Consider the following 26,569-nt stretch of genomic DNA (forward strand, 5'->3'; position numbering starts at 1 on the left):
GTGATTCCACCTAGAAAAAATGCGAAACCATGGAAAGATACAAAGAGTAGCTCGCTAGAGCGAAATGAATTACTTCGAACAATTAAACGTTTAGGTAGGACACTATGGAAAAAATGGTCAGGCTATCATCGCCGAAGTTTGGTTGAGACTAAAATGCACTGCATCAAATTATTAGGAGATAAACTCAGTGCAAGGAGCTTTGATAGCCAAGTCAATGAGGTTCATGCACGTGTAGCAGTCCTCAACAGATTTACGGAATTAGGTCGACCACTTACCCAAGTTACGCCTTAAATTTGGCTCAATTAGGGGCGCTTTGCCTTTCAAATCTTTGTGCAACAAAGCCTTCATAATATAAACAAAGAAGCTCTCAAAAGAGGTTAATTAAATACAATAATCGCTATTAAGTTTACAAAAGTAATATAAAATAATAGCTTGTATTATCGTAAAATTCTTTTTGTCAAAAAGGATATATATTTCCTTTTTGTGCATTTTATAGCCTACATTTTCCCCAAGATGTAGGTTTTTTTTATGCATAATTTTTATAGATTTTAATTATAAAAATAAAAAAAGCCAAAATGGCTTTTTATACAGTTTCTGGTTTTTTCAACTGTTGTTGTATGTACAGATTCATATAGTACTGTTCGATATAATCATCAGCATAGTTGTTTGCTAAGGTTTTTGTTGCCACTTGCTCATGTTTTAAATAGCAGTTTGATTCAAGATCTTTTTCAAGTACCCACCAGCTACGGTTAATACGACGTACCTGAAATTTGTCACTTTTGTATTTTCTTTTAGCCATTTTCCGAAATTTGCTATTCAGTTATTGAAAGAGAATTTCTACTGGAGTTAAGAGCTCAAGTCAACAGATAGAAGGTTAATTGATTATTTTATGTGGGATGCTATTTCTCTCAATATCAAAGTAGAGACATTAATATAGTTAAGCTCTCGTAATGAGAGCTTAACTATTGCTTATAAATAGATTCTTATTTCGTCTTAGCGAGAAAGGTTCTTTAAAAGTAATTTTAAACTTTCCATCATTTTTTCTAACTGCAAAGGAGTAATGCCTTCAAAAGACTGTTCAAGTACTACACTGGTTAGGTCATTGATCTTGTTGATCATTTCAGTGCCTTTTTCTGTAAGTACTACACGAGTAATACGACCATCAGTCTGGCAAGAGTAGGTCTCAACCAATCCTTCATCTTTCAAACGATAAACAATTTTTGTGGTGGTCGACATTTTTGAAATAATCATATCTGAAAGCTCAGAAACACTCGCATGAGGCTTGCTGCTTAAGGCCAACATAATGCGTCGACGTGAGTTATCTAAACCATATTTTTTTAAAGCATTATCAATATTTTGTACATACTGAGCATGTACTTGAGTAATCCAATAATATGGAAAATCTTCAAGAGTAAAAGATTCTGTTGTAGGTAAAAAACGCGCATACTTCTTTGTCATTGACTTTTCCCCATACCTTGGTGGATCGCATTCCTGGTGAACTATCTTTAATAGTTGAAAAATATAGTTTCATCAAGCAAGTTATAGCAGGACTTTACTTGATGAGCAAAAGTTATATAGCTTCATTTAACAATGACATGGTTTAATTGTCCTTATCTTTATAAAGCGTTTCTACAACTTTGCGAACTTTAAATACTCTTCAGCTATCATCAAAGATTATTAAAGGTAAAAACTGCTTAACAGGGCTGTACCTAAAACTCTTTGAGTGGATATGTAAGATTGCATCTAAGCTTGCTTGATCGTTAATTGAACGATATTGCTTGCAAGGGCATCGTAGAAAAAAAATTATGATTTGAACGTGGAATTGAACGAGAAAGTTTTTGTCTCTAAAGTCATAACTATGGAAAATTAAGATATTTAAATAAAAAATATTTATATATATCATGGTTTTATATTGTTTTAGTGTGAAGGGAATTTACCATACATTTAACATGAAACATCTATTATTTAGTAAAATAAAATTAGATTTATATATTAAGTAACTGATTTTATTAATAGATTTCAAATATTATTTTAAATAATAAGCTTTTGAAATAGAGGTATTTTTGTCTATAAATTATAATTTTAATAAATTTTATCCATTAAATCTCAAAAGAGCGAACTCTAACCATAATACTCGCAGAAGAAGTGCCTACACAGATTATGGCAAGAGCTATTCAGATTAAATGATTTAAGTTTCAAAGAAAGGGAATTAAATATTAAAAACTTTCAGTTTAAATTTTTATGAGATCAGGCACATATAATTTATAAAAAAAGGGAGAATTTATATTCTCCCTTTTTAATTATGAAACAGTCACAGTTTTTTCTTCTATTTTTTTCTTAACAATCGCATAGCTTATCCCTGTAACAATACTACCAGCAGCAATTGCAGCAAGGTATAGCCAAGCATGATTAATTGCATTTGGAATTAAAAGAACAAATACACCACCGTGAGGAGTAACTAACTCACAATGGAACAAGGCAACAAGTGCGCCAGTTACAGCTCCACCTAAAATACAAGTTGGAATAACACGCATAGGGTCTTTAGCTGCAAAGGGAATAGCACCTTCAGAAATAAAACATAAACCTAATACAAAAGCTGCTTTACCTGCATCTTTTTCTCCTGTATTAAATTTATTTTTAGCAATGAAAGTCGCAATAGCCATACCAAGAGCAGGGACCATACCACCGGCCATCGTGGCTGCCATAGGCATATAAGTATTTGTTGTCAGTAATCCAACAGTAAAAGCGTAAGCTGCTTTATTGATTGGACCACCCAAATCAATACACATCATACTTGCTAATATAATTCCCATTAACACGGCATTTGTTGTACCCATGTTGTTTAAGAAATCTTTCATTAGCTCAAAAATATGCGCTACGGGCTGTCCAACCACATAAAACATGATAAGGCCAACAAATAATGTACCTAATAATGGAATAATTAAAATGGGTTTAAGTGCTTCTAAACTTGTAGGAAGTTTGAGTTTTTTTGCAATAAAAAGTGCGATATAGCCTGCAAGAAAACCAGAGACAATACCTCCTAGAAAACCTGCTTGTAGCTGAGAAGCGAGTAAGCCTCCAATTAAACCAGGTGCGAGACCAGGGCGGTCAGCAATTGAGTAGGCAATATAACCAGATAACATTGGAACCATAAGCATAAATGCTGCGGCCCCGATTTGTTTTAATATGGCTGGTAAGCTGCCTGCTTGCTCAGCTGCATTGAGACCAAAGCATAAAGAGAGGGCAATTAAAAGACCTCCTGCCACCACCATAGGTAACATATAAGAGACACCTGTTAAGAGATGTTTATATACGCCAACTTTTTCGGCTTTATCTTTATTTTCTGTAGATGTTTGTTGCTTACCTTGTTCTAAAACTTGCGCATTACTGATTGCTTCAGCAAACGCTTTATCTGTTTGCTTCAGAGCAAAACCTGTACTACATCTATAAACACGTTTACCTACAAAACGGTCTGTATTAACTTCAATGTCAGTCGCAAGAATAACGATGTCTGCATCAGCAATAGCTTGAGGTGATAAGATATTTTTTGCGCCAACGGAACCTTGAGTTTCTACTTCAATATCATAACCGTGTCTTTCTGCACCTTGCTGTAAAGCTTCGGCGGCCATAAAAGTATGCGCAACGCCCGTAGGACATGCAGTGATCGCAACAAATTTTTTAGCTGTAGATGCTGATAAGCTATTATCATTTTGCCAGTCTTGAGCAGATTTAAAATGATCTAAAGCAGTTTGAAGAGCTGACAGAGCATCACTTTTGATCTCTTCAATATTAATAAAAGATAAAGGGTGCGTACCAAAAATATTAAGATTTTTCGGGCGTTGTCCAACAACGATAACTTGGTCAAAGCTTTCATTCACTTCGAATTCATCAAGTGAAATAATGCTATTTTGATAACCCTGTTGGGACGCGACTTGTGCAAGCTTACGAGCTAAAATCAAAGCATTGACTTGCTGTTGCGGACTATTAATAACAAATAATAAACGTTTAGCAGTTGGCATCAGATTCACTCAATGAATTGATTGTTGTTTGGGCTTTTAATTGGTTTAGCTTTTCAGCATTAGGAATACGAAAGCCTACTTGTGTTACAGCGTGACTTGCAATTGCTGTAGCAGTTTTTAATGTTTCTTCAGCAGAGAAGCCACTCAATAAGCCATGAATCATACCTGCTAAAAGAGAGTCACCCGCACCAACTGTACTTTTAACTATTACTTTAGGTGCTGTGGCATGAAGTGGGTGAGTGTCATGTAACCAGTTTACACCGTCTTCACCCATTGAAATAACGACATGTTCAATTTTGGCTAGGTTTTCAAAAAGCTTTTTTTGTTCAGCATAGGTTGTAGCAGGAAGCTGATAACTTTCTACTAACTCATCTGTATTTGGTTTAATCATCCATGGCTGACATTCAATGGCAGCAACCAACGCTTTACCACTTGTATCTAGTGCAACTTTTTTCCCTTGCGCTTGAATGAGTTTAATAAGTTGTTTTAACTCATCAACACTAAATCCCTGCGGAAGGCTTCCAGCAATAGCAACCACATCTACCAGAGGCAAAATCATTTCAATTTTTTGGAAGAGGTGCTTCTTATCAAGTTCAGATACGAAAAAACCTTTTCCATTTAAATCCGTCATACGTCCTGAATGTTCAGCAATTTTTATATTTTGGCGAGTTTCACCTTCAATATAAATAAATTCAGATTGAAATTGAGCTTCTTTAAAATGGTCATCGAAAATCTGTCTGTTTGTTGCTCCTAGAAAACCAGAAACAACAACCTCATGCCCCAAATCTTTTAAAACTTGTGCAATATTTAAACCTTTGCCTGCCGCATGTATTTCTACAGATTGTTGGCGGTTTACTTCACCTATCTGTAACTCATTGAGTTGTATAGTCACATCAATTGCAGGATTTAAAGTAATTGTTAAAACTTTAGCCATTACCATTCCTAATTTTTACATTTCTTGTTCGGATAACTGACGTACAGCAGTAGCGCTATCACATTCAAGTGCACGCTTTGCAAGCACTTGAGCTTGGCTGTAGTTAAGTGTACGAATTTGGGCTTTAACCAAAGGAATACTATTCGGTGACATACTAAGCTCATCCACCCCTAAGCCCATTAGAATGGGTACAGCTTTTGGATCGGCTGCGAGTTCACCACATATACCAACCCATTTGCCATACTTATGTGCAGCTTTTACAGTTTGATCAATTAATTGCAAAATACTTGGGTGTAGCCCATCTGCTTCAGCCGATAGAATAGGGTGTCCACGATCAATGGCTAATGTATATTGAGTTAAGTCATTTGTTCCGATACTGAAAAAGTCCACTTCTTGCGCGAGGATAGGTGCAAGTAAAGCAGCAGAAGGAACTTCAATCATGATCCCAACTTGTAAGTCGGCGCATGGATATGTCGCTTTAACTTCATCAAGAATAGCTTTTGCAGCACGCCATTCTTCTACACGTCCAATCATTGGAAACATAATTCTTAAAGGGCGGTCATCTGCAGCTTTAAGCAGAGCAATAAGTTGTTGACGCAACAGCTCTGGCTGTCTTAGCGTTAAACGAATACCTCTCAATCCTAAAAATGGGTTTTCTTCTTCAGCAATTGGAAGGTAAGGGAGTGGTTTGTCACCACCTACATCTAGCGTACGTACTACGAGGGGACGGCCTGCAAGAGCATCTAAAACGATGCGATAATCTGCTTCTTGGGTAGCTTCACTCGGAGCGCTACTATGGGCCATAAAAACAAGTTCAGTCCTAAGTAGGCCAATTGCTTCGGCACCACATTCTACTGCATGAGGGGTCGCTTGAACTTTTCCTAAATTGGCAGCAATTTCGATTTGGTGTTGATCCAGAGTAATTGCAGGTTCTTGGCTATGACGTTCAGCTTCTTCACGAATTTTTTTCTGAAGCTCTCGCTCTTGTTTCGCTTGTTCGATTTGTTGAGCATTAGGATTTAAGATAAAAGCTCCGGTATCTCCATTAATTAAAAGAGAACTTTTTTGCTCAATATCTAGTACTTGATCACCAGCGCCAACAATTGCAGGGATACCTAAAGCACGAGCAACAATGGCACTATGAGCGCTTGCACCACCTACGGCGGTCAAAATACCTGCTACACGATCTTTATTAAGGCGGGCTACATCACTTGGTCCGACGTCATACATAATCAATATATAAGGTTCTTTAGGTTCTTCGATGATGACCTCACCGCAGAGTTGAGCCAAAACGCGATCACCAATATCACGTAGGTCTGTAGCACGCTCAGCCAGTAATCGATCTGGTAAAGCTGCTTGCTCTTTGGCTGCTGCTTCAATATGCTCATGCCAAGCAGCAGGAGCAGAAAGATTTAGGTTAATCTTTTGATAAACACCATTAATAAGATCTGGGTCATCAAGCATTTCCAAATGTGCTTGGAAGATTTGCTTAATTTCAGCCACTTCAGATTTTGCAATAACTTGGTGAATATTGTTTTTAACTGCGTGAAGTGCAATATCAAGTTTTTCTTTTTCTGCTTTGACACTTAAGCCCATGCGTTCATATTGGTAAACCTTAGGTTTAATTACATGTACAGGGCCAAAAGCTAAACCGCTTGAAGCAGCAATTCCTGTATTTGCGCTAAGTGGTTTTGAATGGCTTGGGATTTCACTAGATTGCTCTACTTTGATGTCTGAAGATTGTATAGGTTCAACTTCTTCACCTAAGCCTTGTTGCACTGCCAGAATAACTTTATCTAAAGCTTCAACTGCATCCGTTTCTGGTTCAGCAATGAAACGTAAAGTTTGGCCGCGTTTACAACCTAAAGCTAAGAGACGTGTCAAACTTTTAGCTGAAACAAAATTGCCTTCATCTACTGCGACTTGGATATCACCTTGAAAACTTTTTGTTAAGTTTACTAAATGAGTTGCTGGTCGAGCATGTAATCCATGTGCATTAGCGAGTACAACAGAACGGTGGGGCCAATCGGGAATAACATCTGCACCAATGATTTTAGCAATTTCATTTGGTGCTTGTGTTTGGTCTAATTGTGCAACTTGCTCTGGATTAAACAGAATATCAATCAGTCGATTAAATCTCTGGCTATCTAATTGTTCATTGGCAGCTATACAAACTAGCGTATTTAATTTTTGTCCGCCTAGGTCTAAAGCATGGCGGGGCTTTACAATACTGATTGCTGGTTGTTGAACAAACTTACTGCTTGAAATAGACCAGATTTGATCTTGTAGTTGAATAACTTGATCAGGGTCAAGTGAACTTAGAAAACCGCACTTTACGAAATTGTGTTTTTTTAGAATCTGAGATGCAGACCAAAATAAATCTTCAATATCTTGAGATTCAATTTCAGTTTGAATTAAATTTTCATGCAAAGTTAGAGATAATGGTTGAGCTTGTAAGATTTCAATAATTTGTTCAGGTTGTTTAGCATTTTTTACCTGTTCACTTACATCATGCATTAAAGCTCTAGTTAATATTTGTAGAACTTGTAAATGTTCATCAGATTTTGCTGCAATCACGACAGCTAAATAAATTCTGTTTTCACCATCCCATATAATTCCTTCTGGAAAATGAGCTAAACGGATACCTGTTTCTAAAATAAATTCGCGAGATTGGGGGGTGCCGTGGGGAATAGCAATACCTTGACCTAAATAGGTGGCACTTTGCTGTTCTCGATTGATGAGTCCTGTAATGTAGTCAGGTGTAACTAACCCATCTTTTACCAATATATCTACTAGACACTGTAATGCATGCTTTTTATCAACAGCATGTTGATTCATATGAATATGTCGAGGCTCTAGTGCTAGCATACTTATCCTTGAACAATTTCTTTGGTTTAGCTAAACAGAAAAAAAGAAGCTGTTTGTATTAAAATAGGTTAGTTTAACCGTTTTTAAACAACAGCTTCGTATAAATAACGATAGCAGAACTTTAAAGCTATATCGACGTATTTACGTAAAAAATGCTTGTTTTTAATACAAAGGAATAGGTGATTAATATATTTTAATTTTCTATGATAATTATTAGGTTAATAAGGTAACTTTATAAAAAAAATTGGGTATTAATATTAAAAAAAAACCTCTATACCGGATTACGGGTATAGAGGCAAAAGTAAAAGATCAATAGATTAGTGTTGGATTTCCTCTTCTAAAAGTGACCATAAGTTTTGATGTGATTTTTTAAACATTAGCATGTGCCCAATTGATTTATGCCCAAGTTTCATGGGATTTAGCTCTAGCATTTTTGTGGGCGCATTAGGATAAAGTTTTAATAAATCTTCAACGTTACGCCCGGTTGCAATTTCATCGTCACTTGCCCAAATTGAAGTAATAGGGCAGATAATTTCACTATGAAAATCATGATGGACTGTTTTACCTATAGCATTTTTCACATAGCCTGGATGGCTGCAAAATTCTCGCCACTGTTGGGCGACTTTTTTAGGTAAGTTTTCTCCCATTCCAATAAATTGAGTAGCACCATAACCTTTAAAAGCACTAGAAATTGGAAAGATGACATTGAACATTACCGGTGCTAAAAACTTGGTTTTACCTTTAAGACCTTTTACATGGCCAGTGGAACCTGCGACCGCAATAACTTTTGCTACTTTATGAAAATTAGGAACAATTCCTAATAACTGACCACCAGCACTGTGGCCCAGAAGGGTAACTTGTTCTGCTTTAGTTTTTTCTAATAACGTATCAATTGCGCAAGGAATATCGAGAACTCCCCAATCATTAATACTTGCTGTACTTTGCTTCAAAGACCCGTGTAAGGAGCCTCCAATTCCACGGAAATCAAAGCTTAATACGTCATATCCTTGTTCGCTTAACCATGTAGCAAAAGAGTGATAGAAGTTTTTAGTAATACCTGTTGCAGGACAGATCAACACGGGATTTACTGATTTTGGGGATTGAGCTGGATAAAAATGTGCAGCAAGTTGATAACCATCTTTACAGGTCATCCAAAATGATTCAAAAGAGTTATCCATAATATTTCGTAGTGATTGGTTTATTGATATCTTTAATTTACACGAGTTCTGAAATGAAACTTGGTTAAAATGTGACTATAAAGTCAATATTTATGTTATATAGCTCATTAAATTTGAATAAAACAAATAATTGGAAAAAAGATGGATTTACCGAAAGCTGTACAGCTCGCAATTGTGTTTAGTGGCATATTTTTATGGCTAGGGATGCTCACTGGGGTATGGAAATATTGGCAAATACGCCGTTCAGAATTAAGTCGTGCTCATTATTATGTGGATATCGCTCATCGAAGTAGTTTGTTATATGCAGCTGCTAGCCTAATTTTAGCTGTATTAAGTTATTTTACTGTTTTAAATGAAAATATTACTTTATGGTGTGTGTTCGCAAATATTCTATTTTTTAGTTTTTCAATTCTGGTTTATATCATACATGGCTATTTACAGGACACAACAAATCAATTCAAACGTCCTCACAAGCTAGGTCGTTTTAGCTTACCTTCATGGATGATGACTTTAATGATGGTGGGATTAATTTTGACTGAATTATTAGCTACAGCTATTTTAGTTATCGGAACAATTTTTTTATTTTTGGATGTATAAAAATGGATGATTGCTCATCCATTTTTTAAGTATTCAAGTTTTGTTGACTAAGACGTCTTTTAGCTAGTTTTCGCATCTTATGGTCGACAAAGGCCCACACACAAAATATGAAAGAAACAACCATCGCATACATAAAGTATTCGGGTTTCAGATTTCCTTTAATCATACCTTGAAACAGTAAAGTCAGCATAAGAGCAAGCGGTGTTACTCCATAAACAACTGAATCTTTGCTGTTCAGAGTGTTAATGAAGACTTGTTTGTTGAAATGTAATGATAACATCTCCATCCCTCCTTGTGGTTGCGCTAAAACCGAATGTTTTAGTCAAGAATAAGTTTAATGTTGTACTTCTATTTTTAATTCAATTCAATAGTGAATAGAAAATTTTTTGAACAGTTTTATAAAAAACTCTATGTTTATAAAAGGTTAAGGTATTAAAAAAGTAAATATTAAATATTTTTGTATAAAATACTTAATATTTTAGAAAAGAGAAAATATTTTAATGAAAAGTGTAATAATTTCTCTTTTCTATCATTTCAGGTTAGCTGTTTTGTTTTTTTAAAAATGTATCAATAGCATGTTGAGCAATTTCTGCATCTTCAAAAGATTGGACACCAGAAACGCCAATCGCCCCTAAAATTTGCCCGTCATAAATAATGGGTTTTCCACCTTCTAACATTCCTTGAGCACTAGGCATACTTAAAAAACCTAAGCGTCCACTTTGCAGAAGTTCTTCATAAAATTTTGAAGGTCTACCTGATATTGAAGAGCATTTTGCTTTTTCTAAACATAAATGTGAGGATAAAGGTGAAGCACCATCTAAACGCTTCATCAACAGTAGAGAACTTGTTTCATCAACAATAGCGATACTGACTTTAAAGTTGTGTTCAATTGCATATTTTTGAGCTTCTTCCATTAAAAACTCTGCATCTGCTTGTGTTAGGTAATATTTACTTTTCATTGTTGCTCTTCTTTCCTAGTAAGCTAAAAATTATTTTAGTGTAATTTTACAGTAAAAACTGATTATATCTATAGTTGATTTGTCATTGAAAGTAGTGTGGAAATAAAATGCCGGTTGGGTAAACTCAGCATTTTATTCAATATATAAAATCATGTTTGGGTAAAACTCGATTTCAAAATAGACACTAGATTAAATGTTTTTAAATTTAACTTTGTCGATAATTACGGTAATTGCTAGAACAACTAAAGATGGGATCAACCAAGCTAAGTTTTGTTCATTTAAAGGTAAATGTTGAAGAAATTCAGGTAAATAATCACCAAAACCAGCAACTTTAATACCGTCAATAATACCGAAAATTAAAGCAATACTTGTTACTGAACCGACAATAAAAGAGGGTTTGTGCCAAAATTTCCAAAAGAAGCTCAGCATAATCACAACAATTGCTGGTGGATAAATTGCACTTAAAACAGGTACTGATACAGCAATAAGTTTGGTTAATCCAAGATTAGAAATAATGAAAGAGAAACCAACTAAAATGAATACTAAAAGTTTGTAAGGTAATTTAGTTAACTGAGCAAAATACTCACCGCAAGCACAAGTTAAGCCAATCGCTGTCACCATACATGCTAGAAAAATTAGGCCAGTTAAGAATAATGAACCCATATTGCCAAAAGCATGTTGAACATATGCATGTAAAATTACAGCACCATTTGCTGCATTTGGTGCTACTTCATGACTACCTACACCTAATTTGAATAGGCTTAAATAGACTAAAGTAAGACCTGCACCAGAAATAAGACTGGCAATAATCGCATACTTAGTGACTAATTTTTTATCGGTAACACCACGCGAATAAATCGCTTGAATAATTACGATACCGAATACTAATGCGCCTAAAGTATCCATAGTGAGATAACCGTTTACGAAACCTTCCGAAACTGGAGATTCAACGTAATGGTTGATTGGAGCAGGGACGTAACCCGCTGGGATCATAACTGCTGCAATACCTAAAATTGCTAAAGCAATAATTTTTAGGGGAGCAAGCACATGACCAACAGTATCTAATAACTTGTTTGGATAAAGTGAAACTACAGTTACAAATGAAAAATAAATTGCGCTGTAAATTAAAAGGCTACTACTTGATGTTCCAAAATAAGATGAAAAACCAATTTCATAAGAAACAGTAGCTGTACGTGGAGTAGCAAATAAAGGGCCTACTGATAAATAACAAACAACGGTTAAAATCAGACTTGCTACTCGACCGAGAGGAGAGCTAATAATTTCAATGGAACCCTGCATACGAGAGAGTGCCATGATGGTAATTACGGGTAGACCAACTGCAGTAATCAAAAAGCCTATAGCGGCTAGCCATACATGATCACCGGCTTGTTGAGCGACAATGGGAGGAAAGATAATATTGCCAGCCCCAATAAAAAGAGCAAAGGTCATAAAACCTAGGGCAATAATATCTCCAGTACGAAGATGTTGCATAAATTAAAATTAATAAAAAAGAAGGAATTTTAGAGCAAAAGAGATCATGATCAAGCGGTATTTTATGTGAAAAAGATTTTTTTCAGAGCATAAAAACCTTTAATAGATATTAAAAATATCAACTGGTTAAGGTATGTATTTGAAAAACCATTGAAAGAAATTAGGAAATCATTTTTTGTCTCTGACTTTTTAAAGAAATTATGCAAAAATAAAAGTAGGAATTTCTATTATGAATGTTGAATATTTGGGCATTTAATGCTTCCAGCCTATCCTATATCCGTTCTAGAATATTCTAAATTAACTTACATTTTTGTAGGCGTGGTAAAAGCAGTGTCTACGAGGATAAAACTGAATGAGAGCTTCTACTGTTACAATAAAAACTGAACAAGATCTGGAAAAGTTAAGAGTTTCTGGACGCTTGGCTGCACAAGTTTTAGAAATGATAGGGGCATATATTAAACCGGGTGTATCTACTGAATATTTAGATAACCTGTGTAATGACTATATTGTAAATACTTTAAAAGTTATTCCTGCGAATGTGGGATATCATGGTTTTACTAAAACAATATGTACATCAGTAAATGAAGTAGTTTGCCATGGAATTCCGTCACCGAATAAGATTTTAAAAGATGGCGATATTATTAATATTGATGTCGCAATTATTAAAGATGGCTATTTTGGTGATACGAGCCGCATGTATTTTGTAGGTGATGTAAACCCGCAAGCAAAAAAACTTGTTGATACAACTTATGAAGCGATGGTTGCTGGGATTCATGCTGTTAAGCCAGGAGCTACACTAGGCGATATTGGTTATGCTATTCAGTCAGTTGCTCATCGAGAAGGGTATAGCATTGTTCGAGAATATTGTGGTCATGGGATTGGTAAGGTTTATCATGAACAACCTAATGTTTTACATTATGGACAGCGCGGGCAAGGCTTAGTATTAAAAAAAGGTATGGTCTTTACGATTGAACCGATGATTAATGCGGGTAGACCACAGGTTAAAGAATTAAATGACGGATGGACAGTTATTACTCAAGATCTTTCGTTATCTGCGCAATGGGAACATATGGTTGCTGTAACTGACACTGGCTTTGAACTCTTAACACCTTGGCCTGAAGGTGTAGGAAACTATCCTGTAATTTAAAAATAAAAAAAGTTCGATAATTATCGAACTTTTTTTAAATTCATTTTAATGCTCAGAAAGATGTTCTACCAAATAATCAATAAACACGCGTACAGCAGGTAGTAACCCTCGGCGTGATGGATATACGGCGTGTAATATACCGTGAGGAGCTTTCCATTCCGGTAAAATTTGTACAAGCTGTCCAGATTTTAGAAAATCTTCTGCTGCGCTCTCTGGTAGTAAAGCGATTCCACAGTTTTGACTCGCTAATTGCGCCAACATATGGATATTTGTACCCATTACGATAGGGCTGACTTTGATTTTCTTTTGCTGATTGTCTGGACCATGCAAAAGGAATTGTTGATCAAGATGCTCTTCAGACAAACTTAAAATGCGATGCTCACTAAGTTGTTCTGGATTTTTTATATCTCCAAATTCATTTAGATATGCCTGACTTGCAAATAGACTCTGTTCAATAAGTGCAAACTGTCTAAGAACTAAACTTGGATCATCATCTAGTTTTGAGCGAACACGTAAAGCAATATCAATTCCTTCATTAATGACATCTACTCGACGATTGCTGACCATAAGTTGCAAACGAATTTCTGGATATTTTTTTAAGAAAGCAGGCAAAATTTTAGGCAGTTGATTTTGAGCAATATCAACAGGAACACTAACCTTTACAACACCTCTAGGTTGAATGCTTAAATGATCAACCAAATCATGAGCAGCCTGTGCAGCATTCATCATGACTTGAGCATGTCTATAAATATCCATCCCAATATCTGTAACAGCAAAATGACGAGAGCTGCGTTGAATCAGGCGAACGCCTAAGTTTTCTTCTAGGCTATATACGCGACGACTTAGTTTTGATTTTGGTATATCCGTTACACGCTCAGCGGCACTAAAACCACCATGCTCAACGACGAGAGCAAAACAATAAAAATCATCAAGATCAGTGAGCATTAAAATATCCTATTTCTGCAACAACAATGATTTTACATTATTATTTTTGCAACGATAATTTTTAAACTAAATTTTTTGTAATTAAAACATATACTAAGATATTCCTTTAGCTGATAATTTGAAATTATATTGTGATTACAATGTAATTTTATTGTGTGTTTTTTGATGAGTGGTTCTAGCCTTTTCTAGAACTTTCAATTAATTTCTTTTACACTACAATTTTCTATTCTTTTCAAATCTAATGCACTATCAATTAATTGAACTTAACGATGCTTCTGCGAATATTGAATGTCCATTTTGCAAACAAGCAATAATTGACTGGGCGCAAGAACAATATATTCAGCCATGTGAACATACTTTATTTATTGCTATGGATTTGGGGTTTGAATTTATTGCTGATCGATTTGAAGAGTGTATGGATCAAAATGTGGATGAGTTGCACGAAGATCCGAATATGAATATTTTTGAAGCTCTCACGACAACAACTTATGAAAATCTAATTATTTTAAAATCTGATTTAGGTGTGGAAAATTTATTTCGCTATGTCGGGGTAAGTGATCGTTAAAATTGAGAGTATAAAAAAAGCCAATCTATTGATTGGCTTTTTTATTATTTACGCTTCTGGCGCTGCACTGTATTGTTCAACTAATGGTTTTAATTCACCATTTTGGAACATTTCAAGCATGATATCGCTACCGCCAATAAGTTCGCCATTTACCCAAAGTTGCGGGAATGTTGGCCAGTTCGCAATTTTTGGTAATGTTGCACGAATATCAGGGTTTTCCAAAATATTTACATATGCAAATGGACGACCAATTTGACTGAGCGCCTCTACAGCACGTGCAGAGAAACCACATTGTGGAAACTGTGGAGTGCCTTTCATGTAAAGTAAAACGGGATGCTTCGCAATTTGATCGCGGATTAACGCTTCAGTATCACGTGCTTGTTCAGTCATAAAGAGATCCTCAACTAATCTAGCAGCATTATAGGGGGTGTTTACATCGCTTTGCAAACCACCTGATTACTTAAAGTTGCATTGAATATTCAATATTTTATTGTATAAACCGAAGCGATAACAAAAAGCGGACGAAATTTTAGATAAATGAGTGATGAGACTTTTCATCAGAGCCAGTTTTTGCTTATATAAACCCTTCTTAAAACCTCATACAGACAGAGTTCGTTATGAATGATATTACCCTAGCTCCAATACAACCTGATCAACCATCACATTTAATGGCTACTTATGGTCGCCAAGCGATCAGTTTTGTACGAGGCCGAGGGGCATATCTATATACCGAAGATGGTACAGAGTATTTAGATGCTTTAACCGGTATTGCTGTATGTGGTTTAGGTCATGCGCATCCAGTCATTGCAGAAGCAATTGCTGAACAAGCTGCAACACTTGTGCATACAAGTAACTTATTTGAGATTCCTTGGCAAACGGCTGCTGCTCAGAAGCTTGCTGAAGTTTCAGGGATGGAAGAGATCTTCTTTTCAAACAGTGGTGCGGAGTCAAATGAAGGCGCCATTAAAATTGCTCGTAAATTTGGTACTCAACAAGGTGTAAGCTCCCCAAAGATAATTGTGGCAGAGCAATCATTTCATGGTCGTACTTTAGCAACACTTTCAGCTACTGGTAATAAGAAAGTACAAGATGGTTTTGCTCCTTTAACCAATGATTTTATTCGTGTGCCATTTGGTGATGTAGAAGCAATTCAAGAAGCTGCTTTGCAGCACCCAGATATTGTTGCGATTTTGATTGAACCTATTCAAGGTGAGGGTGGTATTAATACAGCACCTCAAGGCTTTAGCTATCTTGAAGAAGTCCGCACCATATGTAATCAACATAACTGGCTAATGATGCTAGATGAAATTCAAACAGGTAACGGCCGTACCGGTAAGTATTTTGCTTATCAGCATACAAACATTGTGCCCGATGTTTTGACGACTGCGAAAGGCCTTGGTAATGGCTTTCCAGTAGGTGCTGTAATGACACAAGGTAAAGCTGTTGGCTTATTAGGACCTGGTAGCCATGGGTCTACTTATGGTGGCACGGTGCTAGGTTCTCGTGTGGTTTATACAGTAATTGATACAATCCAAAAAGAGAATGCTGTAGAAAATGCGGCAGTTGTTGGTGGTTATATTGTTTATCAATTACGTGCGCAATTGGCAGATAAAAATGTGCAAGTACGTGGCTTTGGTATGATGATTGGTATTCAATTGCCTAAAGACTGTGCTGAGCTCGTTGCAATTGCTCGTGATCAACATAAGCTTATTATTAATGTTACAGCTGGTTCAGTAGTGCGTTTATTGCCACCAATTAACATGACTCAAGCACAAGCTGATGACTTGCTAGAGCGTTTAGTCGCTTTAATTAATAACTATCTTTAAATTTTATATCAATAAAAAATGGGCATATAAATGCCCATTTTTTATATGAAATAATTAACCGGAGATGTACTGTTTTAATTGTTCAATGAGATTTTTCTGGTCTTCCATTGCAGCTTTTACCAAGTCACCAATAGAGATAAAACCAACTAATTTTTCATTGTCTAGTACAGGCAAGTGACGTAAATGACGATCTGTCATAAGCTGCAAACATTCTTCAACCGTGTTATTTAAGCTTACCGTAAGTACTTTGGATGTCATAATTTCAGCGACTGTAGTGCTATATGATGAACGTTCCATAAGCGTTACTTTTCGCGTGTAGTCACGTTCAGACAAAATTCCGACAACTTTTTCACCCTCAGCTACGACGAGCGCACCAATTCCTTTATCCGCCATAATCTTAATTGCTTCAAGGACAGTGGCTTCTGGAGAAATTGTAAAAATATCTTGCTCTGCTTTGTTCTTGATTACTTGTGCAACGATTGTCATTTCTTCTGTCCTGTGTTTTATCATTTTGTTTTAAATTAGCTTGATTTTATAAAAATGCAAAGACTGGATAGTCATTCAAATACAAGTTTTACATTCAAACGTTCAAAAAGCATTCTAATAGAGATTAAGCACCTAAAGAAAAGTTTACGCTCCTTGCCAATTCGGATGTTTGAAAAAGAAATGCTGCATTTGCTGAGTAGATAACTTTAATTTTCTATGAGATGAATTAAACAAAGCAGGAGTAACGTTGAGTCGAGTTAAAGTTGGTAATAAAGACTCATGGAAATCTTTAGGTGTAATTCTTCTTGGCTTGTAATGTGGCCAATGCTCTTTTGCGTAGCGATGTGCCTGCAAACCATTAAGCCAAAAAGGAAAAATAAAGTCTTCCTGATCTGATTTAATTGCCCATCCTTGATGAAATAATCCCCAAAGAACCCCGCAATACATCATGGTTCTTAAAATATAAATCTTAATCATCAAGTCTCTTGAAACCGGTTGTAGATTACTTAAACTTTTCATTGTGAATTTAAAGGTTCTAACTTGTCTTGCTTATTATAAAAAAATCAGATGACATTTCAGTTTAAACAGGTATCAAATCGTAAACAAATATTCCAACTGTGAAATTCATGTCCTTTACTTCAAACGGTTAGAACGTTGCGTAGTGAATTATATTTATAGAAAATTTTTACAGCGTAAAAACGCCACCTGAGCCACGACTGAAGTGGCGAAGTAAAGCTTTAGATAAATTGCTAGTTTTACTTATTTCCAGACGTAAAAAAACGCCACCTAGGTGACGTTTCTTTATGCTTGCATTGTGGCTAACTTTTGCCAATATTGTGCTTTAAGTGAGTCACGCTCAACACGGAAACCTTGATAATACAATTCTGCTAAAAACAGAGCAGCTTTACCGTGCCCAGCGCGAGCAACTTCTTCTAACTGTGCAACTGCATCCTGAAAATTCATTTGAGAGTGAATCGTGTTTACTGCAGTTGCGTACACATGTTCTAAATCATGATGAGAGATACGTTGAATCATAGAAAACTCCTTATTGTAATTATGATTACTTTTTCTAAAGACCGCTGCCTTTAAATTAATTTAACTTAGAATTATTAAACTAATATTACAAATTAATGGATTTGTCAACTATTGGTGCATACCAGTTAATTCACTATTAGGATACATGATTAAACATTATTCACAAATAATTTTGAGTAAAATCAATATGAGAATAAAAGACAAGGAGAATAAAATATGACAAATACTATCGATGGCTTTGTTTTTGATACTCCACCTAGAGAGGAACAAATCATAGAACTAGCCCATTATCATCGTAAACTATTAGATGAAGCGATCTTTCATCAAGAGATCCATTTAGGGGATTATTGTCTTGCTCAGCGCAAAAGAGTATTTGACTTTGCACGGCATTTGGAACCTGCACAAAAAAACTGGTTTTATCAAGTTTATGATGGTGAACTGAGAAAAATTGCCGACGAAGACGAATTGCATCCAGCCGATGCTGAAGAAGGGTTAAGTATTTTTGCGATGTTTTTAGTCTTGGTGATTATTGCAGCAATTTTATACTTTTCCGTCATTCGTTCACTAATAAGCTAAGTATTATTATCCAGTAAGGTACGATTCTTGGCCTTACTGGATGTTTGATCTTGTGCTTATGAGTATTGAACCCTACACTACACTAATTCGAGGTAGGTCATGCTCATATTCAAACAAAATTTTCTTAAATTAAAATCTGAGTTAAAAGTTGATCAATGTTTTAACCTATTTGTGGTTATTGTCATTGGCTGTATTTTTGTGCTGTCATATTTAGCATTACTTCGGCCTATTAGTCCGGAACAATATCAACGAATTATACAACTCTCTCATCAAGCTACTTATCCTAAAACTCAGGATATGGCTGAGCTGTTAATAGCTCAATCAGAAATTCATAGAGCAGAGTATTTAAAGTTAATGCATGCATATCAATTTGAAGGTGCTCATATTAGACAATATCCAGCACTTGCTCAGGAAGATACTCAGTAAATAGGGTAATCAGGCTAAATCTTGGTTTCCAAAGCTTTTTGAGCACTATTGTGGCAGGCAAAATTTTGAATTTATGCTAAACTTTATCTTTTTAAACGCGCTGCTTTTCAAGGAATCCGCATGGAGCAACAATCGAATATGCAAAATAAATTCTTGATAGATGCTGAGATCGGTGATGACGATGTCACATTACCTAATTTACCTGCTATCGATGTTCCCATCGTTGAATCTCCTGCTAAATCACAAGAAAATATTGAAGTAGCCAAAGAAGAAGTAGCTTCTACAGAAACAGCGGCTGAACAACCAAAAACTGGTTTTTTTGGCCGGATGAAAGAAGGCTTAACCAAAACTCGTCGTAATTTCGCTGATGGTATGGTCAATATCTTGATTGGTGGAAAGGAAATTGACGATGAGTTACTTGAAGAAGTCGAAGAGCAATTGTTGGTTGCAGACATTGGTGTTGAAGCAACTAAAACCATCATTACCAATTTAACAGAGCGTACAGCTCGTGGTGATTTGATCTATTCCCACTCTTTATATAAAGCGTTACAAGAAGAGTTAGTTGCTTTGTTGGCTCCACGTGTTAAGCCATTACATATTGACCCTAATAAATCACCTTATGTGATTTTGATGGTTGGGGTAAATGGAGTGGGTAAAACTACAACAATTGGTAAGTTGGCGAAACGTTTACAAGGTGAAGGTAAAAAAGTGATGTTAGCTGCTGGTGATACATTCCGCGCTGCAGCAACTGAGCAATTACAGATCTGGGGTGAACGTAACGATATCTCTGTAGTAGCGCAAGGTCATGGAGCTGATAGTGCTTCTGTTATTTTTGATGCCTTTGAAAGTGCTCGTGCTAAAGGAATTGACGTATTAATTGCGGATACGGCAGGTCGTTTACATAATAAGAGTAACTTGATGGAAGAGCTCAAAAAAGTTAAACGTGTTATGCAAAAAATTGATGCAACTGCACCTCATGAAATTATGTTGGTAGTAGATGCAGGAACAGGTCAAAACGCCATTAACCAAGTACAAGAGTTTGATCAAGCTGTAGGTTTAACGGGTATTACCATTACCAAACTGGATGGAACTGCGAAAGGCGGTGTGCTCTTTAATATTGCAAGTCGTACCCATGTGCCAATTCGTTTTATTGGTGTAGGTGAAAAAATTGATGATTTAAGACCATTCTCGGCTAAATCTTTTGTTGCTGCGCTGTTTGAAACTGATAAGTAAATTGCTTGGTAACCCTAAAAAGCTTCACTAAATCGTGAAGCTTTTTTTATATGTATATCTTTTATTATTGTTGCGAAAATAAAACGAACTGTCATATTTTTAATGCTGATTATGAAAAATGACTTTAATACACTGTACTCATTCCCAAACAACGACCCTTGGTCAAATCAATAGGTAGGAAATAACAAAATGTCTACTTTCTTAGATAAAATTAAAAACCGTCGTACAATTTATGCAATTGGTAAAAACGTTGCATTAGATCGCACTAAAATTGAAGAAACTATCCGTGAAGCAGTTAAACATAGTCCTTCAGCTTTTAACTCACAATCTTCACGTGTAGTGACACTATACGGTGAATCTCATGCTAAATTCTGGAATTTAGTTCGTGAAGCTTTGCGTAAAATTGTTCCTGCAGAAGCTTTTGCTGGTACAAATGCAAAAATTGATAGCTTTGTAGCGGGTGTTGGCACGGTTTTATTTTATGAAGACCAAGCTGTTGTTAAAAGCTTACAAGAGCAATTCGAACTATATGCAGACAATTTCCCTGTATGGTCTGAACACTCAAGTGCAATTGCTCAATTTGCAACTTGGACTGCGCTTTCAGAGCTTGGTTTAGGTGCATCTTTACAGCACTATAACCCAATTGTCGATGCAGACGCAGCTGAAGCATTTGATGTTCCTGCAACTTGGAAATTACGTGCTCAATTAGTATTTGGTTCGGTTGAAGCACCAGCAGGTGAAAAAGCATTTATTAATGATGCTGATCGTTTCAAAACTTTCAATTAATTTAATTGAAATTAAAAAAAGCACCTATTTTAGGTGCTTTTTTTATGTTTTTAGAATGAATAGGAGGAATACATAAAACAAAAATTTATGAAATTCAAATGCATATTTCAAAATAATAAATCAAGAAATTAGTCGATAACTGCTTTGTCATAAAATAGTCACAATCATATTGCATATTGCTCATGATTTAATAGCTTATCAAACACAGAGAAAGAGACAGATGACTTTAAGATTAGGTGTTGCTGCAATTGGTTTATTACTCAGCGGTTCGGTATTTTCAGCAGTTACAATTACAGCACCAGAGGAAATTGTAATCCTTGCGGTGAATGGTCAGGAAGTCAACTCTGGGTTATTTCGTTCATCTAAAAATAATTATAAAGTCGATGCTGGTGAAACAAGCTTAAGTGTGCGTTACCAAGAATACTTTGAACATTTAAGCGGAGAGCATGACATTGTTAAATCTGGTGTAGTCACAATTCAAACTCCGGCTCTCAAAGATGGGCAAACTTATAAGCTCAGAATGGTAGATGCACCAAAGCAATTTGAACAAGCAAAGAAATATGCTGAGCAACCAACTGTGGCTTTGTATAGCGCAAATAATGAATTGATCGTACAACAAACTGGTGCAAACAATGAGGCAAAACCATGGTTTGCAACGGGTTTATTAGGAAAAGTCACTGACTTTACGACTAAATCATCTAAATCGCAGCCTGAGGCAGTGTATGCCTCTGCTAAACCTACTTCTGTTCAGGTGGCTGTACCAGCTCCAACATCTATGCCAGTAACGGGTGTAGCCCAAACGAATGATCAACGTTTAGTAGAAACTTGGCAAAAAGCTTCTAAAGCTGAGCGTCAAAAATTTATGGCATGGTTAGCTGAACAATCAAATTAATTTAATATTAGTACCTATTAATTTAATCGAGATGAAAAAAGACCTCAGATGAGGTCTTTTTAATTTAGGTTAGAAACCAGATGTAATAGCCTAAAAGCATGAGAGGCCAAGCCACCCATGGGCTAAATAGCCATTTCCATAACCAGAAGTTGGGTACGAAACCTACTCCGTAAATAAATCCACCAGATATACCAATCATCACCAGCATAAGTTGGCTATGATTGTAGTGTCCGTTAGCATCAAGCATGAGTGAAGGGTAAACTAACAAAATTGCAGCAAGCGGCAATGCCAACAGAAAAGAAAGGGCCATTGCAAATGCTTGAGCTTTTCGATGATTTGATGCTGTCATTGCTTTTGCCATCATTTATTCCTCATCTAAATCTTGATGATGTTCGATATAAAGCGCGCTGAGTACACCCGCAAAACATGCCATCAAAATGCCTAGGATCCATGCGAAATACCACATAGTTTTCTCCTTAATACAAGCTATGCGAGTTTGACTCGATATGTTTGTTAGTGATGACTCCCCACATTTTGTAATAAGACCAACTGGTATAGATCAAAATAAGGGGAACAAAAATGCAGGCAGCAACTGTCATAACGCCTAAAGTAAGGTGACTTGATACAGCATCCCACATCGTCAAGCTAGAGTTAGGATTGATACTAGATGGAAGTAGAAATGGGAATAGGGCAAAACCAGCAGTTAAAATTGCTCCAACAATCATTAAACTTGTCCCAGTAAAACTTAGAGCTGCTTTTGCTTTTGAAGATGCAAAAATTGCAATGATTGCGCCTATTATGGCAAGAACAGGGGCAACTTTAGTCACTGGATAGGTGCTGTAATTGTTCATCCAACCTGGATTGCTATTGGTAATCACTTCTTTAGCTAAAGGGTTAAGCGCAGCATTTGAATCTATAGCAACAGCATAGCTATAACCTGGAACTTGTCCGAAATAGAGCCATGCTCCAATTACAAGGAAACAAATTAAAAAGATAATTGCCATAATTTGAGTGGCTTTGGCAGAGCGCTGTTTTAAAGCTTCATCAGTACGCAGCATGAGCCATGCACCGCCATGTGCACACAGCATAGACAGACTTACCACACCGCAAACTAGAGCAAAGGGGTTAAGAAGGGCAAAAAAGCTGCCTGTATATTCAGAGCGTAATGTGCTATCTAAACTAAAAGGAATGCCTAAAAATAAATTACCGAAGGCCACACCAAACACAAGCGCTGGAACAGCACCACCGATGCACAGACCCCAGTCCCAAGAGTTACGCCATTTGGTATTTTCAAGTTTAGAGCGATAATCGAAACCTACTGGTCGTAGGAAGAGTGCAAATAGAACTAATAAGAGTGCCCAGTACATGCCTGAGAAAGCGACTGAGTAGACCATTGGCCATGCAGCAAATAGTGCACCACCCGCCGTAATAAACCAGACCTGATTACCATCCCAATGTGGGGCAATTGTATTGATTGCAGCACGGCGCTCGCTATCAGTTTTTCCAACGAAAGGCATAAGAGCCATAGACCCCATATCAAAGCCATCGGTAAGTGCGAAGCCTATGAGTAGTACACCAACTAACACCCACCAAATGATTTTTAATAATTCATATTCAATCATGATAAGGCCTCCCCATTAACAGCTGCTTTTGGTTCTTGCTTTTCAAAATGATATTTGCGAGTGTGTAGAGAGCTTGGTCCTAAGCGCGCAAACTTAATCATTAAATACATTTCAATAATCAAAAGAGCGGTGTAGAACGCTGCTAGCGCAATAATTGAACCCCATACGTCACCAGTACTTAAACTAGAAGTAGAGAGGTGAGTTGGTAAGATTTCACCAATAGACCACGGTTGACGACCGCCTTCAGCTACATACCAACCAGTTTGTGCAGCAATCCAAGGAAGCGGTAGAGCAAACAATGCATATTTCAGAAGCCAAGGTTTATTTTCAGCATTTCTTTTTGCTACAGCCCAAGTCGCTAAAATGAAGAGTAGTAGCATTAAGAAACCAGAGGCAACCATTGCACGGAAAGAGAAAAATAACGCTGTAACATTTGGAACAGTATCTTTTACAGCAGCTTTAATATTTTGTTCACTTGCATCAACTACATTGGGTGCATATTTCTTAAGAAGTAGGCCATAACCTAAATCTTTCTGATTTTTTTCAAAAGAAGCCAATAGTTCGGGTGAGCGATCACCTGCACGCAATTTTTCAAGTTCAGCATAGGCAAGCATACCGTTGCGAATACGAACTTCGTGTTGTTGCATGAGATCTTTAAGACCAGTAACTTCTTTGGTTGTTGAACGAGTTGCAATTAAACCTAATGCATATGGAATTTTAACTGCGTAATCTGTCCGCATCTCTTCATGGTTTGGTACACCAAACAAAGTAAACGGAGCAGGAGCAGGATGAGTATCCCATTCGGCTTCGATCGCAGCGAGTTTAGTTTTTTGAACATCACCGAGCTCATAGCCAGATTCATCACCTAACAAAATCACTGAAAGTGTAGATGCGAGACCGAAAATGGCAGCAATTGCAAAAGAGCGGCGTGCGAAAGGAAGATCACGTTTTTTAAGTAAGTAATAGCTTGAGATGGCGAGTACAAAAATTGCACCAGTTACATAGCCCGCAGAAACGGTATGCACGAATTTCACCTGAGCTACAGGGTTAAAGATCAGCGCGCCGAAATCAACTAACTCCATACGCATCGTTTCAAAGTTAAATGTAGCACCTACTGGGTTTTGCATCCAACCATTCGCCACTAAAATCCAGAGTGCTGACATATTAGAACCTAGAGCGACTAACCACGTTACGCCTAGATGCTGAACCTTACTTAAACGGTCCCATCCGAAGAAGAATAAACCAATAAATGTAGACTCAAGAAAGAATGCCATAAGGCCTTCAATTGCTAATGGAGCACCAAAAATATCACCTACATAGTGTGAGTAATAAGCCCAGTTTGTTCCAAATTGGAACTCCATTGTTAAGCCAGTTGTTACCCCTAAAGCAAAGTTAATACCAAATAATTTTCCCCAAAATTTAGTCATATCTTTGTAAATTTCTTTACCAGAAATGACATAAGTGGTTTCCATGATGGCAAGGATAAATGCCAAACCTAGAGTTAAAGGGACGAAAAGAAAGTGATACATTGCGGTCATCGCAAATTGAAACCGCGAAAGATCAACCACGCTTTCAGAAATCATCAACGTGTCTCCTTAATGTGGGAAATGTTATCGCCAGCAATATGCTCGGCGACCTGATTGTCAAAATTTTTGGGGATGGTGGGAGCATCAAACCAAATATGTTTGATCGTTAAGAGAAGCACTATTTTTATTATTAGAATAATAGTGATTTCTTTAACTAAACGACCATTAAGATTTTTAAAATTAAGGCTCATAAATTAAACCTCATTTGATATTAATTTTATTATTAATCAAAATATAATAAAAATAAACATTAAATATATTTTAAATGAATATTTAAATAATTAATTTATATAAAACAATTACTTAATATTTTAAAATAAATACTATACTAAAATAGTCTGAATTGATTATTAAATCCTACTAAAACAGTTGTAAATAAAAATATTAAGTTGATTAAAATAGTTTGGGCAGAGTAAAACTTGAAGTGCGACATAAACCACCTAATTAATTTAAAGGGTTTATGGAGTATATAAAATTGTCATACCATCATCTTAACTTTGAAGATCGTACTGCATTAATGCTTGAGTCAAGAAAAGAAGGCTTTTCAGCCAGAAAATTTGCTGAACTCATTAAAAGACATCCTAGTACGATCTATCGTGAGCTTAAAAGAAATAGCATCAATGACGTTTATCAAGCTCGATATGCTTCTGATAACACCTTCGCTAGACGTAGACGTGGTCACAGAAAACTCAAAATCGATTCAATCCTCTGGAAATTTATTGTTGAAGCGATCCGTTGTTTATGGTCTCCTCAGCAAATAGCAAAGCGTTTAAAGACATTTCCTGATTTGGATCAAACAATGAATGTAAGCCATACAACGATTTATTCAACGATACGAGCATTACCCAAGGGTGAGTTGAAAAAAGACTTATTATCCTGTCTGCGTCATGAAAATAAAAAGCGAAAAGCTAACGGTGAACCTAAAAAAGATTCTATATTACAGGATATTAAAACTATTCATGAGCGCCCAGCCGAAGTTCAAGAAAGAAAAATACCGGGTCATTGGGAAGCTGATTTAATTAAAGGTAAAGACAATAAAAGTTCGATAGCAACACTTATTGAACGAAATACACGGCTCTGTATCTTGGCAACATTACCTGATGCAAAGGCAGAATCAGTGCGCAAGGCTTTAACTGAAGCTCTGAAATATTTACCTGCAGAACTGCGTAAAACGTTGACCTATGACCGTGGACGCGAGATGTCAGAACATAAAATACTCGAAGAAGATTTAGGCATAGATGTATATTTCTGTGACCCACATTCACCTTGGCAAAAAGGCACATGCGAAAATATGAATGGTTTAATTAGGCAATATTTACCTAAAGGGATTGATTTAAATCAGGCAGATCAGCATTATTTAAATCAAGTTGCCATGTCACTGAATACTCGTCCTAGAAA

General features: G+C 36.3%; 30 protein-coding genes. 11 read left to right on the plus strand and 19 right to left on the minus strand.

The window, feature by feature from the left end; genetic code table 11:
* Positions 1-291 (plus strand): transposase (locus tag MKL51_RS13895; protein ID WP_161419296.1); only part of this gene is annotated, 291 nt, incomplete at its 5' end.
* Positions 292-583: 292 nt separating this feature from the next.
* Here MKL51_RS13895 and MKL51_RS13900 read toward each other — a convergent pair.
* The 6 genes from MKL51_RS13900 to MKL51_RS13925 form a co-directional block, all read right to left on the minus strand.
* On the minus strand, positions 584-799 hold the full coding sequence (locus MKL51_RS13900; protein ID WP_017480975.1) for a hypothetical protein: 216 nt from the start codon (positions 797-799) through the stop codon (positions 584-586).
* Between the two features lie 194 nt (positions 800-993).
* Complete coding sequence (locus tag MKL51_RS13905) at positions 994-1,458, minus strand: MarR family winged helix-turn-helix transcriptional regulator (RefSeq protein WP_002121027.1); 465 nt, start codon at positions 1,456-1,458, stop codon at positions 994-996.
* An 842-nt stretch (positions 1,459-2,300) separates the two neighbouring features.
* Complete coding sequence (locus tag MKL51_RS13910) at positions 2,301-4,019, minus strand: fructose-specific PTS transporter subunit EIIC (protein ID WP_032042415.1); 1,719 nt, start codon at positions 4,017-4,019, stop codon at positions 2,301-2,303.
* Positions 4,006-4,953 carry a 1-phosphofructokinase gene (gene pfkB / locus MKL51_RS13915; protein WP_032006459.1) on the minus strand — a complete coding sequence of 316 codons (948 nt, stop codon included), beginning with the start codon at positions 4,951-4,953 and terminating at the stop codon, positions 4,006-4,008. The genes MKL51_RS13910 and pfkB overlap by 14 nt, the downstream gene beginning before the upstream one ends.
* A gap of 15 nt (positions 4,954-4,968) precedes the next feature.
* Positions 4,969-7,821, minus strand: a complete 2,853-nt coding sequence (ptsP, locus tag MKL51_RS13920; protein ID WP_032042414.1) for a phosphoenolpyruvate--protein phosphotransferase — start codon at positions 7,819-7,821, stop codon at positions 4,969-4,971.
* Between the two features lie 317 nt (positions 7,822-8,138).
* On the minus strand, positions 8,139-8,999 hold the full coding sequence (locus MKL51_RS13925) for an alpha/beta hydrolase family protein (protein ID WP_270904338.1): 861 nt from the start codon (positions 8,997-8,999) through the stop codon (positions 8,139-8,141).
* Between the two features lie 141 nt (positions 9,000-9,140).
* On the opposite strand from MKL51_RS13925, the gene MKL51_RS13930 reads away from it, so the two are divergent.
* On the plus strand, positions 9,141-9,596 hold the full coding sequence (locus tag MKL51_RS13930) for a hypothetical protein (RefSeq protein WP_032006455.1): 456 nt from the start codon (positions 9,141-9,143) through the stop codon (positions 9,594-9,596).
* A 25-nt stretch (positions 9,597-9,621) separates the two neighbouring features.
* On the opposite strand, the gene MKL51_RS13935 is transcribed toward MKL51_RS13930, so the two are convergent.
* The 3 genes from MKL51_RS13935 to brnQ form a co-directional block, all read right to left on the minus strand.
* Positions 9,622-9,876 carry a hypothetical protein gene (locus MKL51_RS13935; protein ID WP_005073940.1) on the minus strand — a complete coding sequence of 85 codons (255 nt, stop codon included), beginning with the start codon at positions 9,874-9,876 and terminating at the stop codon, positions 9,622-9,624.
* Positions 9,877-10,135: 259 nt separating this feature from the next.
* On the minus strand, positions 10,136-10,555 hold the full coding sequence (locus MKL51_RS13940; RefSeq protein WP_014206963.1) for a GlcG/HbpS family heme-binding protein: 420 nt from the start codon (positions 10,553-10,555) through the stop codon (positions 10,136-10,138).
* Between the two features lie 189 nt (positions 10,556-10,744).
* Positions 10,745-12,046 carry a branched-chain amino acid transport system II carrier protein gene (gene brnQ / locus MKL51_RS13945; protein ID WP_032006454.1) on the minus strand — a complete coding sequence of 434 codons (1,302 nt, stop codon included), beginning with the start codon at positions 12,044-12,046 and terminating at the stop codon, positions 10,745-10,747.
* 352 nt (positions 12,047-12,398) lie between these two features.
* Here brnQ and map point away from each other — a divergent pair, with 352 nt between their 5' ends.
* Positions 12,399-13,193 (plus strand): type I methionyl aminopeptidase, encoded by a 795-nt coding sequence (gene map, locus MKL51_RS13950; protein ID WP_017386019.1) that lies wholly within the window; start codon positions 12,399-12,401, stop codon positions 13,191-13,193.
* A 45-nt stretch (positions 13,194-13,238) separates the two neighbouring features.
* On the opposite strand, the gene MKL51_RS13955 is transcribed toward map, so the two are convergent.
* Positions 13,239-14,138 carry a LysR family transcriptional regulator gene (locus MKL51_RS13955; RefSeq protein WP_002120927.1) on the minus strand — a complete coding sequence of 300 codons (900 nt, stop codon included), beginning with the start codon at positions 14,136-14,138 and terminating at the stop codon, positions 13,239-13,241.
* A 241-nt stretch (positions 14,139-14,379) separates the two neighbouring features.
* Here MKL51_RS13955 and MKL51_RS13960 point away from each other — a divergent pair, with 241 nt between their 5' ends.
* Positions 14,380-14,703 carry a hypothetical protein gene (locus tag MKL51_RS13960; protein ID WP_002121003.1) on the plus strand — a complete coding sequence of 108 codons (324 nt, stop codon included), beginning with the start codon at positions 14,380-14,382 and terminating at the stop codon, positions 14,701-14,703.
* A 48-nt stretch (positions 14,704-14,751) separates the two neighbouring features.
* Here the strand turns inward: MKL51_RS13960 and grxD are convergent, their stop codons facing one another.
* Positions 14,752-15,093, minus strand: a complete 342-nt coding sequence (gene grxD / locus MKL51_RS13965; RefSeq protein ID WP_002120913.1) for a Grx4 family monothiol glutaredoxin — start codon at positions 15,091-15,093, stop codon at positions 14,752-14,754.
* A gap of 227 nt (positions 15,094-15,320) precedes the next feature.
* On the opposite strand from grxD, the gene MKL51_RS13970 reads away from it, so the two are divergent.
* Positions 15,321-16,529, plus strand: coding sequence for an aspartate aminotransferase family protein (locus MKL51_RS13970; protein ID WP_017480981.1), 1,209 nt, complete (start codon positions 15,321-15,323; stop codon positions 16,527-16,529).
* 54 nt (positions 16,530-16,583) lie between these two features.
* On the opposite strand, the gene MKL51_RS13975 is transcribed toward MKL51_RS13970, so the two are convergent.
* The 3 genes from MKL51_RS13975 to MKL51_RS13985 form a co-directional block, all read right to left on the minus strand.
* The gene (locus tag MKL51_RS13975; RefSeq protein ID WP_002121094.1) at positions 16,584-17,015 is read right to left on the minus strand and encodes a CBS domain-containing protein; all 432 of its coding nucleotides are present in this window, start codon (positions 17,013-17,015) and stop codon (positions 16,584-16,586) included.
* Positions 17,016-17,159: 144 nt separating this feature from the next.
* The gene (locus MKL51_RS13980) at positions 17,160-17,534 is read right to left on the minus strand and encodes a DUF2750 domain-containing protein (protein WP_005802084.1); all 375 of its coding nucleotides are present in this window, start codon (positions 17,532-17,534) and stop codon (positions 17,160-17,162) included.
* 282 nt (positions 17,535-17,816) lie between these two features.
* Positions 17,817-18,050, minus strand: coding sequence for a hypothetical protein (locus MKL51_RS13985; protein ID WP_002121063.1), 234 nt, complete (start codon positions 18,048-18,050; stop codon positions 17,817-17,819).
* A 216-nt stretch (positions 18,051-18,266) separates the two neighbouring features.
* Here MKL51_RS13985 and MKL51_RS13990 point away from each other — a divergent pair, with 216 nt between their 5' ends.
* From MKL51_RS13990 to MKL51_RS14010, 5 genes are all read left to right on the plus strand, one after another.
* On the plus strand, positions 18,267-18,626 hold the full coding sequence (locus MKL51_RS13990) for a hypothetical protein (RefSeq protein ID WP_002120892.1): 360 nt from the start codon (positions 18,267-18,269) through the stop codon (positions 18,624-18,626).
* A gap of 99 nt (positions 18,627-18,725) precedes the next feature.
* On the plus strand, positions 18,726-19,052 hold the full coding sequence (locus tag MKL51_RS13995; protein ID WP_002120920.1) for a hypothetical protein: 327 nt from the start codon (positions 18,726-18,728) through the stop codon (positions 19,050-19,052).
* Positions 19,053-19,172: 120 nt separating this feature from the next.
* Complete coding sequence (gene ftsY, locus MKL51_RS14000) at positions 19,173-20,285, plus strand: signal recognition particle-docking protein FtsY (RefSeq protein ID WP_005073955.1); 1,113 nt, start codon at positions 19,173-19,175, stop codon at positions 20,283-20,285.
* Between the two features lie 189 nt (positions 20,286-20,474).
* Positions 20,475-21,071: a nitroreductase family protein gene (locus MKL51_RS14005; protein ID WP_002121011.1), complete on the plus strand. Its 597-nt coding sequence runs from the start codon at positions 20,475-20,477 to the stop codon at positions 21,069-21,071.
* A gap of 220 nt (positions 21,072-21,291) precedes the next feature.
* The gene (locus MKL51_RS14010; RefSeq protein ID WP_017480982.1) at positions 21,292-21,963 is read left to right on the plus strand and encodes a YccT family protein; all 672 of its coding nucleotides are present in this window, start codon (positions 21,292-21,294) and stop codon (positions 21,961-21,963) included.
* A 64-nt stretch (positions 21,964-22,027) separates the two neighbouring features.
* Here the strand turns inward: MKL51_RS14010 and MKL51_RS14015 are convergent, their stop codons facing one another.
* From MKL51_RS14015 to cydP, 5 genes are read right to left on the minus strand one after another with little or no spacing between them, the layout of a single operon-like run.
* Entirely contained in the window at positions 22,028-22,327 is a 300-nt protein-coding gene (locus MKL51_RS14015) for a cyd operon YbgE family protein (protein ID WP_004791954.1), read from the minus strand.
* The gene (gene cydX / locus MKL51_RS14020; RefSeq protein ID WP_002120988.1) at positions 22,328-22,429 is read right to left on the minus strand and encodes a cytochrome bd-I oxidase subunit CydX; all 102 of its coding nucleotides are present in this window, start codon (positions 22,427-22,429) and stop codon (positions 22,328-22,330) included. It lies immediately after the preceding gene.
* A 10-nt stretch (positions 22,430-22,439) separates the two neighbouring features.
* Entirely contained in the window at positions 22,440-23,585 is a 1,146-nt protein-coding gene (cydB, locus tag MKL51_RS14025) for a cytochrome d ubiquinol oxidase subunit II (RefSeq protein ID WP_017480983.1), read from the minus strand.
* The gene (locus tag MKL51_RS14030; protein WP_270904339.1) at positions 23,582-25,168 is read right to left on the minus strand and encodes a cytochrome ubiquinol oxidase subunit I; all 1,587 of its coding nucleotides are present in this window, start codon (positions 25,166-25,168) and stop codon (positions 23,582-23,584) included. The genes cydB and MKL51_RS14030 overlap by 4 nt, the downstream gene beginning before the upstream one ends.
* Complete coding sequence (cydP, locus tag MKL51_RS14035) at positions 25,168-25,362, minus strand: cytochrome oxidase putative small subunit CydP (protein WP_005073962.1); 195 nt, start codon at positions 25,360-25,362, stop codon at positions 25,168-25,170. The genes MKL51_RS14030 and cydP overlap by 1 nt, the downstream gene beginning before the upstream one ends.
* Positions 25,363-25,631: 269 nt before the next feature.
* Between cydP and MKL51_RS14040 the strand changes: the two genes are divergently transcribed.
* Positions 25,632-26,569 (plus strand): IS30-like element ISAba125 family transposase (locus MKL51_RS14040; protein ID WP_079396101.1); only part of this gene is annotated, 938 nt, incomplete at its 3' end.

The organism is Acinetobacter sp. AOR18_HL, from assembly GCF_027855145.1.
Lineage (GTDB): Bacteria > Pseudomonadota > Gammaproteobacteria > Pseudomonadales > Moraxellaceae > Acinetobacter > Acinetobacter pittii.

Bases quoted from the DNA above. Each gene is read 5' to 3' on its own strand.
- MKL51_RS13900 (WP_017480975.1), bottom strand. From the start codon at position 799: ATGGCTAAAAGAAAATACAAAAGTGACAAATTTCAGGTACGTCGTATT.
- MKL51_RS13905 (WP_002121027.1), bottom strand. From the start codon at position 1,458: ATGACAAAGAAGTATGCGCGTTTTTTACCTACAACAGAATCTTTTACT.
- MKL51_RS13910 (WP_032042415.1), bottom strand. From the start codon at position 4,019: ATGCCAACTGCTAAACGTTTATTATTTGTTATTAATAGTCCGCAACAG.
- pfkB (WP_032006459.1), bottom strand. From the start codon at position 4,953: ATGGCTAAAGTTTTAACAATTACTTTAAATCCTGCAATTGATGTGACT.
- ptsP (WP_032042414.1), bottom strand. From the start codon at position 7,821: ATGCTAGCACTAGAGCCTCGACATATTCATATGAATCAACATGCTGTT.
- MKL51_RS13925 (WP_270904338.1), bottom strand. From the start codon at position 8,999: ATGGATAACTCTTTTGAATCATTTTGGATGACCTGTAAAGATGGTTAT.
- MKL51_RS13930 (WP_032006455.1), top strand. From the start codon at position 9,141: ATGGATTTACCGAAAGCTGTACAGCTCGCAATTGTGTTTAGTGGCATA.
- MKL51_RS13935 (WP_005073940.1), bottom strand. From the start codon at position 9,876: ATGTTATCATTACATTTCAACAAACAAGTCTTCATTAACACTCTGAAC.
- MKL51_RS13940 (WP_014206963.1), bottom strand. From the start codon at position 10,555: ATGAAAAGTAAATATTACCTAACACAAGCAGATGCAGAGTTTTTAATG.
- brnQ (WP_032006454.1), bottom strand. From the start codon at position 12,046: ATGCAACATCTTCGTACTGGAGATATTATTGCCCTAGGTTTTATGACC.
- map (WP_017386019.1), top strand. From the start codon at position 12,399: ATGAGAGCTTCTACTGTTACAATAAAAACTGAACAAGATCTGGAAAAG.
- MKL51_RS13955 (WP_002120927.1), bottom strand. From the start codon at position 14,138: ATGCTCACTGATCTTGATGATTTTTATTGTTTTGCTCTCGTCGTTGAG.
- MKL51_RS13960 (WP_002121003.1), top strand. From the start codon at position 14,380: ATGCACTATCAATTAATTGAACTTAACGATGCTTCTGCGAATATTGAA.
- grxD (WP_002120913.1), bottom strand. From the start codon at position 15,093: ATGACTGAACAAGCACGTGATACTGAAGCGTTAATCCGCGATCAAATT.
- MKL51_RS13970 (WP_017480981.1), top strand. From the start codon at position 15,321: ATGAATGATATTACCCTAGCTCCAATACAACCTGATCAACCATCACAT.
- MKL51_RS13975 (WP_002121094.1), bottom strand. From the start codon at position 17,015: ATGACAATCGTTGCACAAGTAATCAAGAACAAAGCAGAGCAAGATATT.
- MKL51_RS13980 (WP_005802084.1), bottom strand. From the start codon at position 17,534: ATGAAAAGTTTAAGTAATCTACAACCGGTTTCAAGAGACTTGATGATT.
- MKL51_RS13985 (WP_002121063.1), bottom strand. From the start codon at position 18,050: ATGATTCAACGTATCTCTCATCATGATTTAGAACATGTGTACGCAACT.
- MKL51_RS13990 (WP_002120892.1), top strand. From the start codon at position 18,267: ATGACAAATACTATCGATGGCTTTGTTTTTGATACTCCACCTAGAGAG.
- MKL51_RS13995 (WP_002120920.1), top strand. From the start codon at position 18,726: ATGCTCATATTCAAACAAAATTTTCTTAAATTAAAATCTGAGTTAAAA.
- ftsY (WP_005073955.1), top strand. From the start codon at position 19,173: ATGGAGCAACAATCGAATATGCAAAATAAATTCTTGATAGATGCTGAG.
- MKL51_RS14005 (WP_002121011.1), top strand. From the start codon at position 20,475: ATGTCTACTTTCTTAGATAAAATTAAAAACCGTCGTACAATTTATGCA.
- MKL51_RS14010 (WP_017480982.1), top strand. From the start codon at position 21,292: ATGACTTTAAGATTAGGTGTTGCTGCAATTGGTTTATTACTCAGCGGT.
- MKL51_RS14015 (WP_004791954.1), bottom strand. From the start codon at position 22,327: ATGATGGCAAAAGCAATGACAGCATCAAATCATCGAAAAGCTCAAGCA.
- cydX (WP_002120988.1), bottom strand. From the start codon at position 22,429: ATGTGGTATTTCGCATGGATCCTAGGCATTTTGATGGCATGTTTTGCG.
- cydB (WP_017480983.1), bottom strand. From the start codon at position 23,585: ATGATTGAATATGAATTATTAAAAATCATTTGGTGGGTGTTAGTTGGT.
- MKL51_RS14030 (WP_270904339.1), bottom strand. From the start codon at position 25,168: ATGATTTCTGAAAGCGTGGTTGATCTTTCGCGGTTTCAATTTGCGATG.
- cydP (WP_005073962.1), bottom strand. From the start codon at position 25,362: ATGAGCCTTAATTTTAAAAATCTTAATGGTCGTTTAGTTAAAGAAATC.